We start from the raw sequence: 15,407 nt of genomic DNA on the forward strand, positions 1-15,407 counted from the left end.
GATTCCAATTTCAGGAATCGTTTTTTTATTTTATTTCTTTCTTTTCGATTTAGATTTTGCCTTCTGTTGCGCTCTGTTGGCTCCAAACTTCTTAGGTGCCTTTCTCTTGGAAGGACCACCCCAGTTTTCTTTGGTATTTTTAGCCTTTTTCTCGTGGAAAGCTCCTCCTCCTTCGTTCAGTTTTACCTGTACAGGATTTTTCATGACTACCTGATCTTCTTCGGCAGCAATCTTTTTAGGATTGATTTTAACTTCCTCAGGGAATTCATTAAATTTCAATTCCTTATCCATCAACAGCTCAATATCAAGAAGCAAAGGTTCTTCTTTTTTTGTTACAAAAACCAAAGCTTTCCCTTCTTTGTCTGCTCTACCTGTTCTACCGATTCTGTGGATATACTGCTCCGGAATATCAGGCGTTTCAAAATTGATGACGTGTGTAATGTTCGAGATATCCAGACCTCTTGCCATGACATCTGTGGTAATCAAACCTCTGATCTCTTCATTCTCAAACCTTTTCATCGCTTTCAGTCTGTAGTTCTGCGATTTATTGGAATGAATCACATCAAACTGTTCTGGGAAAAGCTCATCGATTTTAGTAAAGAGAAGGTCTGCATGTCTTTTATTGTTATTGAAGATCAATACTTTGGACATGTCTGCATCATTTTTCAGCAAATGCTCCAGTAAATTGATCTTGGTATTAAAGTTTTCTACTTTGTAACCAATCTGTTCGATTTTCTCAAGTGGTGTTCCTGATTTAGCCAATGAAATTTCAATCGGATTGGCAAAATAAACATCCAGCATTTCATCTACCGCTTCCGTCATGGTTGCAGAGAAAAGAATATTCTGTCTCTTCTCCTTCATCATTTCAAAAATGTGAGTAAGCTGTGGTCTGAAACCAAGGTTAAGCATCTCATCAAACTCATCGATGATCAGCTTCTGAACTTCTTTCAGAGAAATCGCGTTGTCTATGGAAAGATCCATCACTCGTCCCGGTGTTCCTACCAGAATATCACAGCCATCATTAAACAATAGTTTTTGAGTATTGATATTTTTTCCACCGTATATTCCGATTACTCTTGCCGTAATATTTTCTGTCAGTTTTTCAAGGATTTCTGTTACCTGTACCACCAGTTCTCTTGTAGGAACAAGCACCAAAACAGTTGGATTTCCTGTCTTGCTGTATTTCCATGTTTTAAGAACAGGTAAAAGATAAGCTAATGTTTTCCCGGTTCCTGTCTGCGCAATTCCCATTACATCTCTTCCCGAAAGTATAGGCTTTAAGCTCTTCTCCTGAATTGGAGTAGGTTCAAATAATTCCAGATCCGCTAAAACATCGAGAATTTTAACCGGAAGGTCAAAATCCGCAAAAGTGAGTTTTTCCATTTTGCAAAGATAGGTATTTAATTTTGTAGTATGGAAGCACGAAGTCTTAAGCTGGAAGATTATCAAACGTTCTTTTAATTTTTTGAATGCATAATGAAACAGATCAATGTATTAATACAGGTCATTTCCTTCCCTCTTCCAGCCTCAAGCGATTGTAATCAATTCACTTTTACACTTTTACTACTGATTTTAATATCATCATCTTCCCATTTACTGGAGGTAACGATAACGTATCCTTTCTTTTTCGGATCTTTTTTAATAGGAAACTGATCTTCTTCCCACTGATTACAATGGGTTGAGATAGAAGGCAATAATGGCTTCCAACCCGTTTTACTTAAAGTATACACATAGAACGGATGCCAGCAGCTGGTGCACCAATTGGGATAAAAGCCGATCTCGTCTTTTCCGTCACCATTAAGATCTCCTAAGTTATACAGACTTCCCTGGTTTGCAGGAGTAATAGTGATCGGATGTATATTTTTATCGCTGAAATAAATGGTGGTTTCACACTTCCCTTCACATTCGTCGCCACAGTCGCTGACTTTTGTGTAAGCGTATTCTTTTGTTCCGTTTCCGTCAAAATCTCCCTGAAGTTTTTCTTCACTTCCTTGTTGAGCCATACAAAGTGAGCTGAATAAGGTGATGGATGTTATAATAAGTGTTTTCATTGTTTTTGGTTTAAATACGGGGTGGCGGGATTCGGGTTACGGGTTACGAGGTGCGGGATTAGCGTTTATACATTCTTCGGGTTCAAAGCCAACTTCCTTTTTATTTTCTGGTTACTCTTAGCAGAAGGATAATGACTAAAAGAATTGAAAAAATAAAACCTAAAACGGCAACTAACGACAGTTCTCCGATTCTTGGTCCGGATTCGGAAGAAAAAACAATAGCCGTGGCAATGATATTCGCACCTAAAACCATGGCCAGAATCAGATTGATGACACTGGATTTGATGAGCTGGTTGGTCTTCTCTATATTTTTGATTTCACTGGAAACAGTGAATTTATTTTCATCCAGTTTTTGAAGAACGGAACGAAGTTCTTTCGGAATTTCATCTACATTATCCGTGAAATTCATCATACGGTCCATCCCTGTTTTTAAAAGATTTTTAGGGCTGATTTTCTTGGTAAAAATCTTTTTGGTGTAAGGATGAAGACTTTTAACAATATCAAGATCAGGATTAATGCTTCTTCCCACTCCTTCTATCAGGCTGATTCCTTTGAATAAAAGATAGAAATAATCCGGCATATAAAGCCTGTTGTCTTTTAAAATGTCTTTCATCTTATTGATGATCACCTGTACATTAATGTCCTGTAATGATGAACTGTGTACAAAATTCAGAATTTCTTCCACATCATTTTCAAAGCGTCTTTCATCAGGTATTTCATAGCTGATTGCCATCTTTTTGAGTGAACGGACTATTTTATGAGAGTTTTTGGCAACAAAGCTTACGATAAGATTTTCAAGAATTTCTTTATCGTTTGGCTGAATTTTCCCTACCGCTCCAAAATCAATGAAAACAATTCTGCCATCTTTTCTTACTAAAATATTTCCGGCATGAGGATCGGCATGGAAAAATCCATAATCTAAAATCTGCGATACAAAAAGCCTTAGTCCTTCTTCCGAAACTTTTACAGGATCAATATCATTGGCCAAAAGAACAGATTTATCGGTTACTTTGATTCCATCAATAAATTCCATACAAAGAATATTGTTGTTGGAAAACTCTTCGTAGACTTTAGGAACATAAGTTTCTTTATTGTTCTTAAAGTTCACACGAAACTGCTGGATATTGTTTTTTTCATTGATCAAAGAAACTTCTTCCAGTAAAGATCTTTCAAAGGTAGAAATGGCCTGTTTCAGATTCAGTTTTTCTCCTATCTCCGAATAAGTGGATATCAGTTTTTCAATATCTTTAATCAACAGTAAATCATCTTCAATGACGGACTGTACATCGGGTTTTCTCAATTTTAAAATCACCGGGCTGCCATCCAGCAGAACAGCTTTGTAAACCTGTGCAATGGAAGCTGTAGCCAAAGGCTTTTTCTGAATTTCACGGAAATAATCTTTGACGGAAATATTGAATTCACTTTCCAGCGCTTCTTCCACATTCATATCTACTGTTTCCACTTTGTCCTGAAGTTTCTGCAGTTCCTGGATCATTTCCGGCGGCAATAAATCTTCCCTGTTACTGAATGTCTGACCCAATTTTACAAAGGTAGGCCCCAACTCTTCAAGAGCTAGTCTAATTCTTTCGTAAACGGTTCCTTTTGAGATGATTTCATCTGAATGACCCGAAGCTTCTTCCTGCTTATTTCCGTTCATTCTGGCCAGAAGATCTTTGAATCCATATTTACTGAGTACGGAAATCAGTCTTGCGGATCTTTTCAGTTTTCTTTGAGGTTTATCAAACATAGTGTATCAATAGTAGGTGCAATTTACTCCAAAAATTGTTCCTTTATGAAAACAATTATGACAACAACGCCAACAAATAAAATTAAAAATAACAACACATAATCAGTATTTTAAAGAATAAAATACACCAATATCAATAAAAACACATCATATATTGTAAAAATTAATATATTTACAACGTACAAAATTAAAACAAATCAAAAGTATTAGAACATGAAAAATTTACGCAACAACAAACTTTCAAGAGAGCAATTAAAAGGAATTGCAGGAAACGGAATTATTATCGGAAACTGCTCAAACCAATGCTGCCCTACAGACGGAAGACCAAAATGTCCTGGACTGATCTGTCCTGCTGTAGTATGCCCTCAGTATATGTAAGATCAAATTTTATACAGAATTATACAGTACCCGAAGAAATATTCTTCGGGTATTTTTTTTACCCTAAAAAATGCCTACGTACCTCAATTTCTGGCACATTATTTCCATCTGGAAGAACAAAAAAATTTTATAAATATTTAAATACAACACTATGTTAAAAAAAATTATTTCAGCTGGTCTTATTGTATCAGCAGTTCTGTTTACAACACAAATAAAAGCTCAGGTAGCATCAGCTCATTCTATTGCCGAAGTAGCCACAAAAGAAATGAGTTATTTAGGACTTACAGAATCACAGGTGAATAAAGTTGCTGAGATCAATAATACTACAGCAGATGCACTTATTGCTCTTGATAACAAAGCCGGTAACAATACCAGCCCTGAAAACAACAAAATTATTGCTGACGAATTTGTAAGCATCATTGCCCAACGTCATCAGGCAATGGAACAGATCCTGACTCCTGAGCAGATGGCAATTGTAAAACAAGACAGGGCAGAAAAGATTGCTCTTTTCAGAACATTGATTATGATCCCTATTCTGGATCTGACCGAAAGACAGGTTGAGCAGGCCTATGAGATCAACTTTAAAGGAGTACAGAAGGTTCAGAAAGACTTTGGAAAGCGTCTTAACAAGAAAAATGCAGGTCCTGAAGATGCTGACAGCAATAAGGCAAAAAAGGTTATCATCAGTGATTTTAAAACACTGGACAAAGATTTTAAAAAGATACTAAGTCCTGAGCAATATGAGGTGTATAAAAATAACCAGGATTTAATCAGGGACTCTGTTAAAAAAGGATAATTCAGTTTGTGTTAATACTTAAAACTTCGGGGCGGCTCCTATGGAGCCGCCCCGAAGTTTTATTATTTAAGATAAGTTTCGTAAAGGTCTTTTCTTCGGTCTTTCATAACCTGAACAGAACCGTTATGATGGAGATCTTTCAGGAGGTTCAGGTCTACATCCACAATCAGGGTCATTTCGGTGTTTGGAGTAGCTTCTCCTTTCACGGCATTGGATGGGAAGGCAAAATCGGAAGGGGTAAATACGGCAGCCTGTCCGAACTGAATATCCATATTATTAACCTTCGGAAGGTTTCCTACACAACCGGCAATGGCAACGTAGCATTCGTTTTCAATGGCTCTTGCTGCGGCACAGTGGCGTACTCTCATGTAGGCATTCTGAGTGTCTGTAAGATAAGGAACAAACAGAATCTTCATCCCCTGATCGGCAAGAATTCTTGGTAACTCCGGAAATTCCACGTCATAGCAGATGACAAGACCTATTTTTCCGCAGTCGGTATCAAAAACTTTGATTTCATTTCCGCCTTTCATTCCATAATATCTCTTTTCGTTTGGAGTAATATGAATTTTTCTGTATTCATCCATACGTCCGTCACGGTGAAGAAGATAGCTTACGTTGTATAATTCATTATTTTCAAAAACAGGCATGCTTCCCGAAATAATATTGACGTTGTAACTGATGGCCAGCTCTGAAATTTTTTCTTTGATTTTCTCTGTCAGCTTCGCCAGCTCTATCATACTGTCCCTTTCGGAAAGATTATTAAAGGGTGCCAGCAAAGGCGTGTTGAACAGCTCCGGGAAAAGAACAAAATCAGATTTGTAATCTCCCATAACGTTTACAAAGAATTCTACCTGTTCATAAAAAGCTTCAATATCTTTAAAATGCCTCATCTGCCATTGCACCAATCCGAGACGGATAATGCTGTCCTGCATGGTATTCGGCTTTCTGCTGTAATAAATGTTGTTCCACTGCAAAAGAACTGCATTTTCTCTGGAAGCTTCATCTTCCGGAAGATATTTTTTCAGGATTTTTATCGGAAGAAAATTATTGGAAAGCTGGAAAGACAATACCGGATCATAGATCTCCTTATCTCTTACTTTTCGGATATAATTTCTTGCAGAAAGTTCGTGGCTGTATTTGTGATAATTAGGGATTCTGCCTCCAAGAATAATCGATTTCAGGTTTAATAACTCACAAAGTTCTTTTCGTGCATCGTACAATCTTCTTCCCAAACGTAGTTCCCGAAACTCAGGATCTACAAAAACTTCAATTCCGTAGAGAACATTCCCCGTTGAAGTATGGGTATTGAATGTATAATTTCCTGTAATATCACTATAGGTATGGTCGTCCCCGAATTCTTCATAATTGACGATAATGGAAAGCGCTACAGCAGCGAGTTTTCCGTCAACCGTAATACAAATTTGTCCGTTAGGGAATATTTTTGTCAGTTTATCAATACTTTTTTTGGACCATATAGACTCCGACATCTGTGGGTAGGCCCTTTTCATCGTTTCCGCCAGTTCATCATAATCCTGAAGGGTCAGGTTTCTTGTTTCTATTTGCATTTGATGTAATTTTACTTAAATTTAGGGAAAATATTTTATTTCAACCCTTACAGAAAAGTACTTCCCCAACTATTTATACAAAATTTAACAGTGGATATCACCGAAATTTTGCAAGCAGCAGTTCACTCAAATAATTATTGGAAACACTGTGATTTTATTTCTGTAACTGATCCATATTTGACTGTAGATCCTGATATTTATAATGCTTATTTTGATTTTATGGAAAACCTGAATGCTTTTTCTGCGGAAGATTTTTACTTTTACAATGTAAATTAAAAATCATTCTTGTCCGATTAACCTAAAACTTAATTAGCAGGTCGCTCCTCCGGAGCTATAATTTTAAAACAAATATGTCCTATTAACAGTTAGCTCCTAGTGGAGCTGGATTTGATCCCGTCGGGATCTGCTGTTAATAGAAAAAAGAAGTTCCCATAAAAATAAAGCTCCGGAGGAGCGACCTGTTAATTCATGATGTACCATTATTTTTACTTTAAGAATCTTTTATGCTGATACATCAGCCCATGTTTCGCATAATTTAAACTTGTTTTCAGCATCTGAAATAAAGCCTCAGGAAGCGAAAAGTTTTATTTACTTTATTTAATAGGTACTATGTTAACAAGTTATGTCATTTTCCATAAACATATACTCTTCAAGCTGATATATTGCTTGTTAATTGCTTTAAATATTTTACTGATCATTTCTTCATTGAAACAGTTTTAACAAAAAAATCCCACCCAAAAAGGGCAGGATTTATATTTAAATTCAAGTCAAAAATTATTCCCACTCAATCGTTGCAGGCGGTTTGCTTGAAATATCGTAAGCTACTCTGTTGATTCCTCTTACTTCGTTGATGATTCTGCTGGAAACGGTATCCAGGAACTCGTAAGGAAGTCTGCTCCATGTTGCTGTCATGAAATCGATGGTATTGGCAGAACGAACTACAGCAGTGTATTCATATGTTCTTTCATCCCCCATTACTCCTACAGATTTTACAGGAAGAAGGACTACAAATGCCTGAGATACTTTTTCGTAAAGATCATTTTTGTATAATTCTTCGATGAAGATATCATCAGCTTCCTGAAGGATTCGTACTTTCTCAGCATCCACAGCTCCCAATACTCTGATTCCTAATCCAGGACCTGGGAAAGGGTGTCTGTATACCAGATGATGAGGAATACCCAATTCTTCTCCTACTCTTCTTACTTCGTCCTTGAAAAGCTCTCTTAATGGCTCCAATAACTCGAATTCCATATCTTCAGGAAGTCCTCCCACATTGTGGTGAGACTTGATTACTGCAGATGGTCCGTTGACAGACTGGCTTTCGATAACGTCAGGATAAATGGTTCCCTGAGCTAAGAACTTAGCACCTTCAATTTTGTGAGATTCTTCGTCAAATACGTGGATGAATTCGTTTCCGATGATCTTTCTCTTTGCTTCCGGATCGTCTACTCCGGCTAGTTTTGAAAGGAATCTTTCTTTAGCATCCACCATTTTAATGTTCATATGGAAATGCTCTCCATACTGATCCATTACTTTCTTCCCTTCATCCTTTCTTAATAATCCCGTATCTACGAAAATACAAGTCAACTGATCACCGATGGCTTTGTGGATCAAAACAGCAGCTACAGAAGAGTCTACTCCTCCGGAAAGACCAAGGATCACTTTGTTGTTACCTACTTTCTCGCGGATTTCCTCAACTGTTTTTTCAATATAGTTAGTCAGTTTCCAGTTTTTCTCTGAGTTACAGATGCTGAAAACGAAATTTTCAAGCATTTTCCCTCCTTCTTCTGTATGAGAAACTTCCGGGTGGAACTGAACGCAGAAGATTTTTTTATCTTCATTGGAGATAGAGGCAATTACACCTGATTTCGCATTTAATTCAAAACCTGCAGGTAATTCTCCTACTTCATCAAAGTGGCTCATCCAAACAACAGAGTTCTGAGTAACTCCTTTTAATAAAGAGCTTTCTTTAACGATCTCTAAGTTGGCTTTACCATACTCTCCTTTTTCTCCTTTGTTTACTTTACCTCCTAAAAGGTGAGCTGTCATCTGCATTCCGTAACAGATTCCTAAGACAGGAACTCCCTGCTCATATAATTCTTTTTCAACCAGGTGGGCATTTTCTGCATTTACAGAACTTGGTCCACCGGAAAGGATGATTCCTTTTGGCTGTTTTGCTAAAATATCTTGTAATGGTGTATTGTAAGGCAAGATTTCAGAGTACACACCCATCTCACGGATTCTTCTTCCGATAAGCTGGTTGTACTGGGATCCGAAATCTAAAATAATAATACCGTTGTTCATTTTTGATAATTGATAAATGATGATTGATAAATGATAGAGCTAATGGCCACTGGCTAATGGCTTCTGGCCTGGAAATAATTTCCCAATTTCACTTTCAGCAATTAAATTTCTAACCTCTAGCTTCTACCTTCTAATTATTAACTGTTTTACAAAAAAAGACTTGGAATGACTCCAAATCTTTTTTCGTGATTTTTATTAAAACTTTCCGATGTCTTCTCTGTAGAAGCCGTAATCGAAATGTACGTGCGCTGCATCTTCGTAAACTTTTTTGCGGGCATCTTCGTAGGTAGCTCCTGTAGCCACAATGTTCAGTACTCTACCGCCATTGGAAACCACTTTATCACCTTTCGTGACTGCTCCTGCATATAAAAGTTTACTATGTTTCAGTTTGTCTTCTCCTGTAATTTCGAAACCTATTTCGATATTTCTCGGATACCCTCCTGAACACATAACAAGGCAAACTGCTTTTTCGTCTTTAAACTTAAGCTCAATGTCTTTCCCTTCCATACAGTCCTGGATTACATCTAAAAGATTGTTTTCCATTAATGCCATCAATACCTGAGTTTCAGGATCTCCGAATCTCATGTTGTATTCAAGAAGGTAAGCTCCGTTTTTCGTTACCATCAATCCGAAGAAGATGATTCCTTTAAATCCGAAACCTTCAGCTTTAAGACCTTTAACAGTAGGTTCTAAGATGTTTTTCTCAAAATCTGCATAGTGCTCCTGAGTAAATTCCGGACTTGGCGCTACTGAACCCATACCTCCTGTGTTAGGTCCTGTATCTCCGTTTCCAGCTTTTTTATAATCTTTTGCCGCTACACAAGGGAATAATTTTTCCCCGTTAGAGAAAGCAATAATAGACGCTTCAAAACCTTGTAAATATTCTTCAATAACTAAACGAATACCGGCATCACCATAGATTCTTCTGATCATGAAATCGTGGATTGTAGCTTCAGCTTCTTCAAGGTTGTCACAGATAACCACCCCTTTTCCGCCTGCTAAACCACTAGCTTTGATTACCAAAGGATACTGCTGTGTCTGCACATATTCTTTAGCATCATTGTATGAATCAAATACGACAGCCTTAGCTGTTTTGATATCATAGGTCTGCATAAATTTCTTAGAGAAAGCTTTACTTCCTTCCAGGCTCGCTACTTTCTGAGTAGGCCCGAAAACCTTAAGATCATGCTTTTTAAATTCGTCCTTGATACCCGCTACAAGAGGAGCTTCAGGACCTACGATCGTAAGATCAATTTTTTCTTTAATCGCGAAATCTCTAAGTTCTTTGATTTCTGATAAATGAACATTTTTCCCTATTACATCGGTAGTAGCATTCCCGTTGGCAAAAAACATTTTAGAAATTCTTGGGTCATTCTGAAGCTTTGCCGCTAAAGCAGATTCTCTACCGCCTTCACCTATGATTAATATTCTCATACTTTATTTATTATCTAGTCTTATTTTACAAATATATAATTTTGAATGCTAAAAATACAATCCCTAATTATTTTTTAATTCTATTTTAATTAGTGGAAAAAGTGTCTGACACCTGTAAACATCATCGGGATTTTGTGCTCGTTGGCAGCCTCAATACTATCCTGATCTTTTACACTTCCACCCGGCTGAATAATCGCCTTGATACCTTCCTGAGCGCAGAAATCTACCACATCGCGGAAAGGGAAAAATGCATCTGAAGCCAATACCAGATCTCCGGAGAATTTTTCTTTTGCTCTTTCGATAGCCTGCTGAGTTGCCCAGATTCTGTTTACCTGACCGCCTCCGATTCCGAATGCCTGAATTCCGTTGGAAACTACAATCGCATTTGACTTCACATATTTTACTACTCTCTGAGAGAAAAGTAATGCTTTTTTCTGTTCTTCTGTAGGCTGTACTTCCGTTACCACTTTGATATCATCTGAGAAGTGAAGGTCATTATCCTGAACAAGGATACCTCCGTCTACTTTCACCCAGGTCTGTTTGTCTGAAACAGGGTTTACGATTTTGATGATTCTCAGGTTTTTCTTTTTTCTTAAAATTTCTAGGGCTTCTTCATCAAATTCAGGAGCCATTACAATTTCAAGGAAAGTTTTATTTAATTCTTCAGCTGTAGCTGCATCAATTGTATAGTTCATTGCAACAATTCCGCCAAAGATGGAAACCGGATCACATTCGAAAGTTTTCTGATACGTTTCCAAAGCTGAAGTTCCGATCGCAACGCCACAAGGGGTAGAGTGTTTTACGGCACAACAAGCCATTTCTTCTTTGAACTCCGTTACCACTTTCCAGCAAAGGTCCATATCACGAAGATTGTTGAAAGAAAGTTCTTTACCTCCAAGCTGTTCGAAATCTTTCATTGCTCCGTTTTCGAAAGTAGAAACGTAGTAAGCTGCTGTCTGGTGAGGATTCTCTCCATATCTTAGATCTGCTACTTTTTTATAAGAAGCATTCAGGTAAGTAGGATATTCTTCATCTAAAAGCATTCTGGAAATAGCCGCATCATACGCAGAGGTAAGGTTGAATACTTTTCCTGCAAGTTTTTTACGGGTTTCGATGTATGTATCACCGTTTTGCTCCATTTCAATTTTCACTGCTGCATAGTCTTCCACATCAGTGATTACCGTTACAGAATCAAAGTTTTTCGCTGCAGAACGAAGCATTGAAGGACCTCCGATATCGATAAACTCTACTTTCTCATGTAAAGAAATGTCTTTGTTTACATTTTCAAAGAAAGGATAAAGATTTACGATCACCATGTCAATCAGACCAATTCCGTGTTCCTGAACGGTTTTCATGTGCTCTTCATTGTTACGAACAGCCAGCAATCCACCGTGAACTTTCGGGTGTAAAGTTTTCACTCTTCCATCCAACATTTCAGGGAAATTGGTAACCTCATCAATCTGAATAGGATTTAAACCAGCGTCTTTCAAATGTTTGAACGTTCCTCCTGTAGAGATCAACTCATAATTCTGAGCTTCCAAAAACTGCGCGAATTCAATTAATCCACTTTTGTCAGAAACACTGATTAAAACTCTCTTTTTACTCATTTTACTTTCAATTTTTTACTTTTTACAGCTATTTCAAACTGTGTCCGGGTCTTTCACCTCCGAACTTACTTTTATTTTACTTAGATTTCTTTTTATTAATGTAACAATGTATCAGTCCAGCAATGTAACAATACCTTCAACATTGGTAAATTGGTACACTGGTACATTGTTATATTTATTCATTTCCCAGGACCTTATTGATCGCTATCGGAAATATTTCATATTCAATCTGGTGAACTTTCTGAGCCAGGGTTTCAGGAGTATCCTCAGCGGTTACTTCGAAAGACTTCTGAAGAATAGCTTCTCCTTCATCAATCCCTGGTGTCACAAAATGTACAGTTGCCCCACTCTCTACTTCTTTGGCTTCAATAACTGCATTGTGAACGTTCATTCCCCACATTCCTTTTCCTCCGAATTTCGGAAGCAAAGCCGGGTGAATATTGATTATTTTACCATTCCAGTTTTCACAGAATTCAGATTTTAAGATGGATAAAAATCCTGCCAATACAATCAGATCTGTATTTTCAGGGATTACTTTGGCCAATTCGCTGCTGAAGTTCTTTCCTCTCGGAATGAGTATGTTTTCTATATTGTGATTTTTTGCTCTTTCCAGTCCGAAACATTCTCTGTCTGCTACCACCAAAGTTACTTTTGCATTCTGGATTTCTCCTGAATCGATAGTATCAATGATTCTCTGCAGATTGGTTCCTGAACCGGATACGAGTACAACAATGTTCTTCATATTAATAATGTAACAATGTATCAGTCTATCAATGTAACAATGATTTAATTGGTACACCGGTACATTGTTATATTGTTATATTATTATATTGATAAATTAATTTTCTCTGCTCCTTCAGTGATTTCTCCGATTTCGTAAGCGTCATCTAAAAGGTGTAATACTTTTTCAGCATGTTCAGCATCTACAACAATTACCATTCCTACACCCATATTGAATGTTCCGTGCATTTCTTTACGTGCCACTCCACCTCTTTTTTCAAGCTCAAGCATTACACTAGGAATTCTGATTTTTGATTCGTCGATAGAAGCACAAAGTCCTTCCGGAATAATTCTAGGAACGTTTTCGTAAAGACCACCTCCTGTGATGTGGGCAATTCCTTCTACTCTTACTTCTTCCAGTACTTTATGAATATCTTTGTAGTATAGTCTTGTAGGAACCAGAAGTGTTTCATATAATGGTTTTCCTTCAAACTCTTCTTCAAAATCCGGGAATACTTTTCTTACTAAGGAGAATCCGTTTGAGTGGAATCCTGAGCTTGGTAATGCAATAATTTTGTTTCCAGCTTTGATCTTAGAACCGTCAATGATCTGGTCTTTTTCTACGATTCCTACACAGAATCCTGCAACATCATAATCTCCAGGCTGGTACATCCCTGGCATTTCAGCAGTTTCACCACCAATCAGTGCACAGTTGTTATCCTTACAAGCAGCAACCATTCCTAAAACGATTTCTGCAGCGATTTCTGAATCCAGCTTTCCACAAGCCAGATAATCTAAGAAGAATAAAGGTTTTGCTCCGTGACAAAGAATATCGTTGGCACACATTGCGAAGCAATCTACCCCGATAGAATCATATTTTTTAGTATCTAAAGCTACCTTCAGCTTTGTTCCTACTCCATCTGTTCCTGATACAAGAACCGGATTTTTGTATCCTCCGATTTCATAGAAAGCACCAAAACTTCCCAAGTGGTTCAGTACATTGGAATTGTGGGTTTCACCGACCGCTTTTTTGATCTTGTCAACCGTTTTGTATCCTTCTTCTTTGTCTACTCCTGCTGATTTGTAAGTGTTGCTCATGTCTAATAATTTATAATAATCTAACAATGTAATAATCTAATTAGTGTAACAATAAATTGAATTGTTAGATTGATACATTGATCAATTGGTACATTATATATTTACTTTTATACTCGATTTTAGAAAACAAAAAAGCCGACAATCTTTTCAGATTATCGGCCGTTATTTTATCTCAGAATTTCAGAGCCCACAACTTTCCCTTTATGAGAAAAACATTGTTTATAGGAGGTCTGAATTTTCATCTCTTTTCTTTTTGCAAAAATAGTAATTTTAAATGAATATTCAAATTCTATTTTTCAAGGATTGTTTCAATGGCTGCAATCTTCTTAATTTTTTCTTTTAACTCACTGTCTTTCTCTTCATTAGAAATTTTCTGAGCGGCTTTATCAAAGTTATCATTAAAGAAAGGAAGTGAAAATGTTTCCACCACATTTCCTCCGTGGAAAGGGAAACGCTTTGATGCTGCTTCCAAAACACCTGCTCCACCTCTACCGCCCGGAGATGTAGACATCAATAGCATTGGTACTTCGTTCCAGACAGTTCTGTCTTTGATTCTGGATACCCAGTCGAACACATTTTTGAATGCTGTAGAATACGTTCCGTTGTGCTCTCCCAAAGAAACCAGTAATACATCAGCACCGTCAATTTTTGCTGCGAAATCATGAGCTTCCTGTGGAACACCGCCTGCTAATTCTCTTTCGTGTTTATAGATAGGCATTTCGAAAGGGTTTAAATCGATTACTTCTACTTCTGCATTTTCAAATAACGTTGATGCATAGGCTACCAACTGCTTGTTCATTGAAACTTCTGAATTACTTCCTGCTATTGCTAAAATTTTCATAGGTGAGGTTTATTTTTAAGATTACAAATTTAGTTTTTTATTTAAGATAAGACGGTAATTCCATTGGTACTTCCATTAATAATACTTCAGTGTCTTCTACCGCTTCAATATTAAAGCTCTGTGTATCCCAGATTCCTAATCCGTCTCTTTCATTCAGGACACGGTCTCCGATTTTTGCGCTTCCTTTTAAAACAAACGCATACACTCCGTTTCCTTTTTTGTTGAGCATATAATTTTTACCGTTTCCTTTTTTAAAGTTGGCCAAGTTGAACCATGCATCCTGATGAATCCAAACTCCGTCATCATTTTTATTGGGAGATAAGATCTGTTGGAATCCATTGATTTTTTCTCCTTCTTTGATACTTTTCTGATCGTATCTCGGTTCAACATTCTGTTCTTTTGGGAACACCCAGATCTGAAGGAATTTTACTTCTTCATCTTTATTTTTATTGTATTCGCTGTGCATAACACCGGTTCCGGCACTCATCACCTGGATTTCTCCTTTTCTGATCACCGCTGTGGTTCCCATGGAGTCTTTATGTTCCAGATCTCCTTCCAAAGGAATGGATATAATTTCCATATCTCTGTGCGGGTGTGTCCCGAAGCCCATTCCCTGCGAAACGGTGTCATCGTTCAATACTCTTAAAACGCCGAAGTTGGTTCTATCTCTGTTTTGATAGTTGGCAAAACTGAATGTATGGTAAGAATTTAACCATCCGTGGTTGGCATGGCCTCTTGAATCTGCTTTATGATATACTGTTTTCATTTTCTGTGATTATTTATGGTACAAATGTACGGGATGTGGGTGTTTAAAAAGTTGATGTAGGTTAAGAAAGGAAATTGGAGAAGTAAAAATGGTGAAAAAG

14 protein-coding genes are annotated in these 15,407 nt (G+C 37.3%); 3 read left to right on the forward strand and 11 right to left on the reverse strand.

Features of this window, described 5'->3' with window-relative positions:
- Window positions 1–30: 30 nt before the first annotated feature.
- The 3 genes from LIV57_RS05260 to LIV57_RS05270 form a co-directional block, all read right to left on the reverse strand.
- Window positions 31–1,383: a DEAD/DEAH box helicase gene (locus LIV57_RS05260; protein WP_227941735.1), complete on the reverse strand. Its 1,353-nt coding sequence runs from the start codon at window positions 1,381–1,383 to the stop codon at window positions 31–33.
- A 158-nt stretch (window positions 1,384–1,541) separates the two neighbouring features.
- A complete protein-coding gene (locus tag LIV57_RS05265) occupies window positions 1,542–2,051 on the reverse strand; it encodes a hypothetical protein (protein WP_227941736.1) in 510 nt (169 codons plus the stop codon).
- Window positions 2,052–2,151: 100 nt separating this feature from the next.
- Window positions 2,152–3,798, reverse strand: coding sequence for an ABC1 kinase family protein (locus LIV57_RS05270; protein ID WP_227941737.1), 1,647 nt, complete (start codon window positions 3,796–3,798; stop codon window positions 2,152–2,154).
- Window positions 3,799–4,011: 213 nt separating this feature from the next.
- Here LIV57_RS05270 and LIV57_RS05275 point away from each other — a divergent pair, with 213 nt between their 5' ends.
- Both LIV57_RS05275 and LIV57_RS05280 read left to right on the forward strand, forming a co-directional pair.
- Window positions 4,012–4,176, forward strand: coding sequence for a hypothetical protein (locus tag LIV57_RS05275; RefSeq protein WP_202843929.1), 165 nt, complete (start codon window positions 4,012–4,014; stop codon window positions 4,174–4,176).
- Window positions 4,177–4,327: 151 nt separating this feature from the next.
- The gene (locus LIV57_RS05280; protein WP_227941738.1) at window positions 4,328–4,972 is read left to right on the forward strand and encodes a hypothetical protein; all 645 of its coding nucleotides are present in this window, start codon (window positions 4,328–4,330) and stop codon (window positions 4,970–4,972) included.
- Between the two features lie 62 nt (window positions 4,973–5,034).
- Here the strand turns inward: LIV57_RS05280 and LIV57_RS05285 are convergent, their stop codons facing one another.
- Window positions 5,035–6,537, reverse strand: a complete 1,503-nt coding sequence (locus LIV57_RS05285) for a carbon-nitrogen hydrolase family protein (protein WP_227941739.1) — start codon at window positions 6,535–6,537, stop codon at window positions 5,035–5,037.
- Between the two features lie 90 nt (window positions 6,538–6,627).
- On the opposite strand from LIV57_RS05285, the gene LIV57_RS05290 reads away from it, so the two are divergent.
- The gene (locus LIV57_RS05290) at window positions 6,628–6,813 is read left to right on the forward strand and encodes a hypothetical protein (RefSeq protein ID WP_227941740.1); all 186 of its coding nucleotides are present in this window, start codon (window positions 6,628–6,630) and stop codon (window positions 6,811–6,813) included.
- 498 nt (window positions 6,814–7,311) lie between these two features.
- Here the strand turns inward: LIV57_RS05290 and guaA are convergent, their stop codons facing one another.
- From guaA to LIV57_RS05325, 7 genes are all read right to left on the reverse strand, one after another.
- Entirely contained in the window at window positions 7,312–8,841 is a 1,530-nt protein-coding gene (gene guaA / locus LIV57_RS05295; RefSeq protein WP_227941741.1) for a glutamine-hydrolyzing GMP synthase, read from the reverse strand.
- A 195-nt stretch (window positions 8,842–9,036) separates the two neighbouring features.
- Entirely contained in the window at window positions 9,037–10,275 is a 1,239-nt protein-coding gene (purD, locus tag LIV57_RS05300) for a phosphoribosylamine--glycine ligase (RefSeq protein ID WP_137904208.1), read from the reverse strand.
- 89 nt (window positions 10,276–10,364) lie between these two features.
- On the reverse strand, window positions 10,365–11,882 hold the full coding sequence (gene purH / locus LIV57_RS05305; RefSeq protein WP_202843950.1) for a bifunctional phosphoribosylaminoimidazolecarboxamide formyltransferase/IMP cyclohydrolase: 1,518 nt from the start codon (window positions 11,880–11,882) through the stop codon (window positions 10,365–10,367).
- A gap of 175 nt (window positions 11,883–12,057) precedes the next feature.
- Complete coding sequence (gene purN, locus LIV57_RS05310) at window positions 12,058–12,624, reverse strand: phosphoribosylglycinamide formyltransferase (protein WP_110009351.1); 567 nt, start codon at window positions 12,622–12,624, stop codon at window positions 12,058–12,060.
- Between the two features lie 83 nt (window positions 12,625–12,707).
- Window positions 12,708–13,700 carry a phosphoribosylformylglycinamidine cyclo-ligase gene (gene purM / locus LIV57_RS05315; protein ID WP_227941742.1) on the reverse strand — a complete coding sequence of 331 codons (993 nt, stop codon included), beginning with the start codon at window positions 13,698–13,700 and terminating at the stop codon, window positions 12,708–12,710.
- A 289-nt stretch (window positions 13,701–13,989) separates the two neighbouring features.
- Entirely contained in the window at window positions 13,990–14,541 is a 552-nt protein-coding gene (locus tag LIV57_RS05320) for an NADPH-dependent FMN reductase (RefSeq protein ID WP_062670816.1), read from the reverse strand.
- A gap of 37 nt (window positions 14,542–14,578) precedes the next feature.
- On the reverse strand, window positions 14,579–15,307 hold the full coding sequence (locus LIV57_RS05325) for a pirin family protein (RefSeq protein WP_034696330.1): 729 nt from the start codon (window positions 15,305–15,307) through the stop codon (window positions 14,579–14,581).
- Between the last annotated feature and the right edge of the window lie 100 nt (window positions 15,308–15,407).

Origin of the sequence: Chryseobacterium sp. X308 (genome assembly GCF_020733145.1) — a bacterium.
In the GTDB taxonomy this organism is placed as follows: Bacteria; Bacteroidota; Bacteroidia; order Flavobacteriales; family Weeksellaceae; genus Chryseobacterium; species Chryseobacterium cupriresistens.

Coding starts and splice junctions, on each gene's coding strand:
- LIV57_RS05260 (WP_227941735.1), bottom strand. CDS start 1,383: ATGGAAAAACTCACTTTTGCGGATTTTGACCTTCCGGTTAAAATTCTC.
- LIV57_RS05265 (WP_227941736.1), bottom strand. CDS start 2,051: ATGAAAACACTTATTATAACATCCATCACCTTATTCAGCTCACTTTGT.
- LIV57_RS05270 (WP_227941737.1), bottom strand. CDS start 3,798: ATGTTTGATAAACCTCAAAGAAAACTGAAAAGATCCGCAAGACTGATT.
- LIV57_RS05275 (WP_202843929.1), top strand. CDS start 4,012: ATGAAAAATTTACGCAACAACAAACTTTCAAGAGAGCAATTAAAAGGA.
- LIV57_RS05280 (WP_227941738.1), top strand. CDS start 4,328: ATGTTAAAAAAAATTATTTCAGCTGGTCTTATTGTATCAGCAGTTCTG.
- LIV57_RS05285 (WP_227941739.1), bottom strand. CDS start 6,537: ATGCAAATAGAAACAAGAAACCTGACCCTTCAGGATTATGATGAACTG.
- guaA (WP_227941741.1), bottom strand. CDS start 8,841: ATGAACAACGGTATTATTATTTTAGATTTCGGATCCCAGTACAACCAG.
- purD (WP_137904208.1), bottom strand. CDS start 10,275: ATGAGAATATTAATCATAGGTGAAGGCGGTAGAGAATCTGCTTTAGCG.
- purH (WP_202843950.1), bottom strand. CDS start 11,882: ATGAGTAAAAAGAGAGTTTTAATCAGTGTTTCTGACAAAAGTGGATTA.
- purN (WP_110009351.1), bottom strand. CDS start 12,624: ATGAAGAACATTGTTGTACTCGTATCCGGTTCAGGAACCAATCTGCAG.
- purM (WP_227941742.1), bottom strand. CDS start 13,700: ATGAGCAACACTTACAAATCAGCAGGAGTAGACAAAGAAGAAGGATAC.
- LIV57_RS05320 (WP_062670816.1), bottom strand. CDS start 14,541: ATGAAAATTTTAGCAATAGCAGGAAGTAATTCAGAAGTTTCAATGAAC.
- LIV57_RS05325 (WP_034696330.1), bottom strand. CDS start 15,307: ATGAAAACAGTATATCATAAAGCAGATTCAAGAGGCCATGCCAACCAC.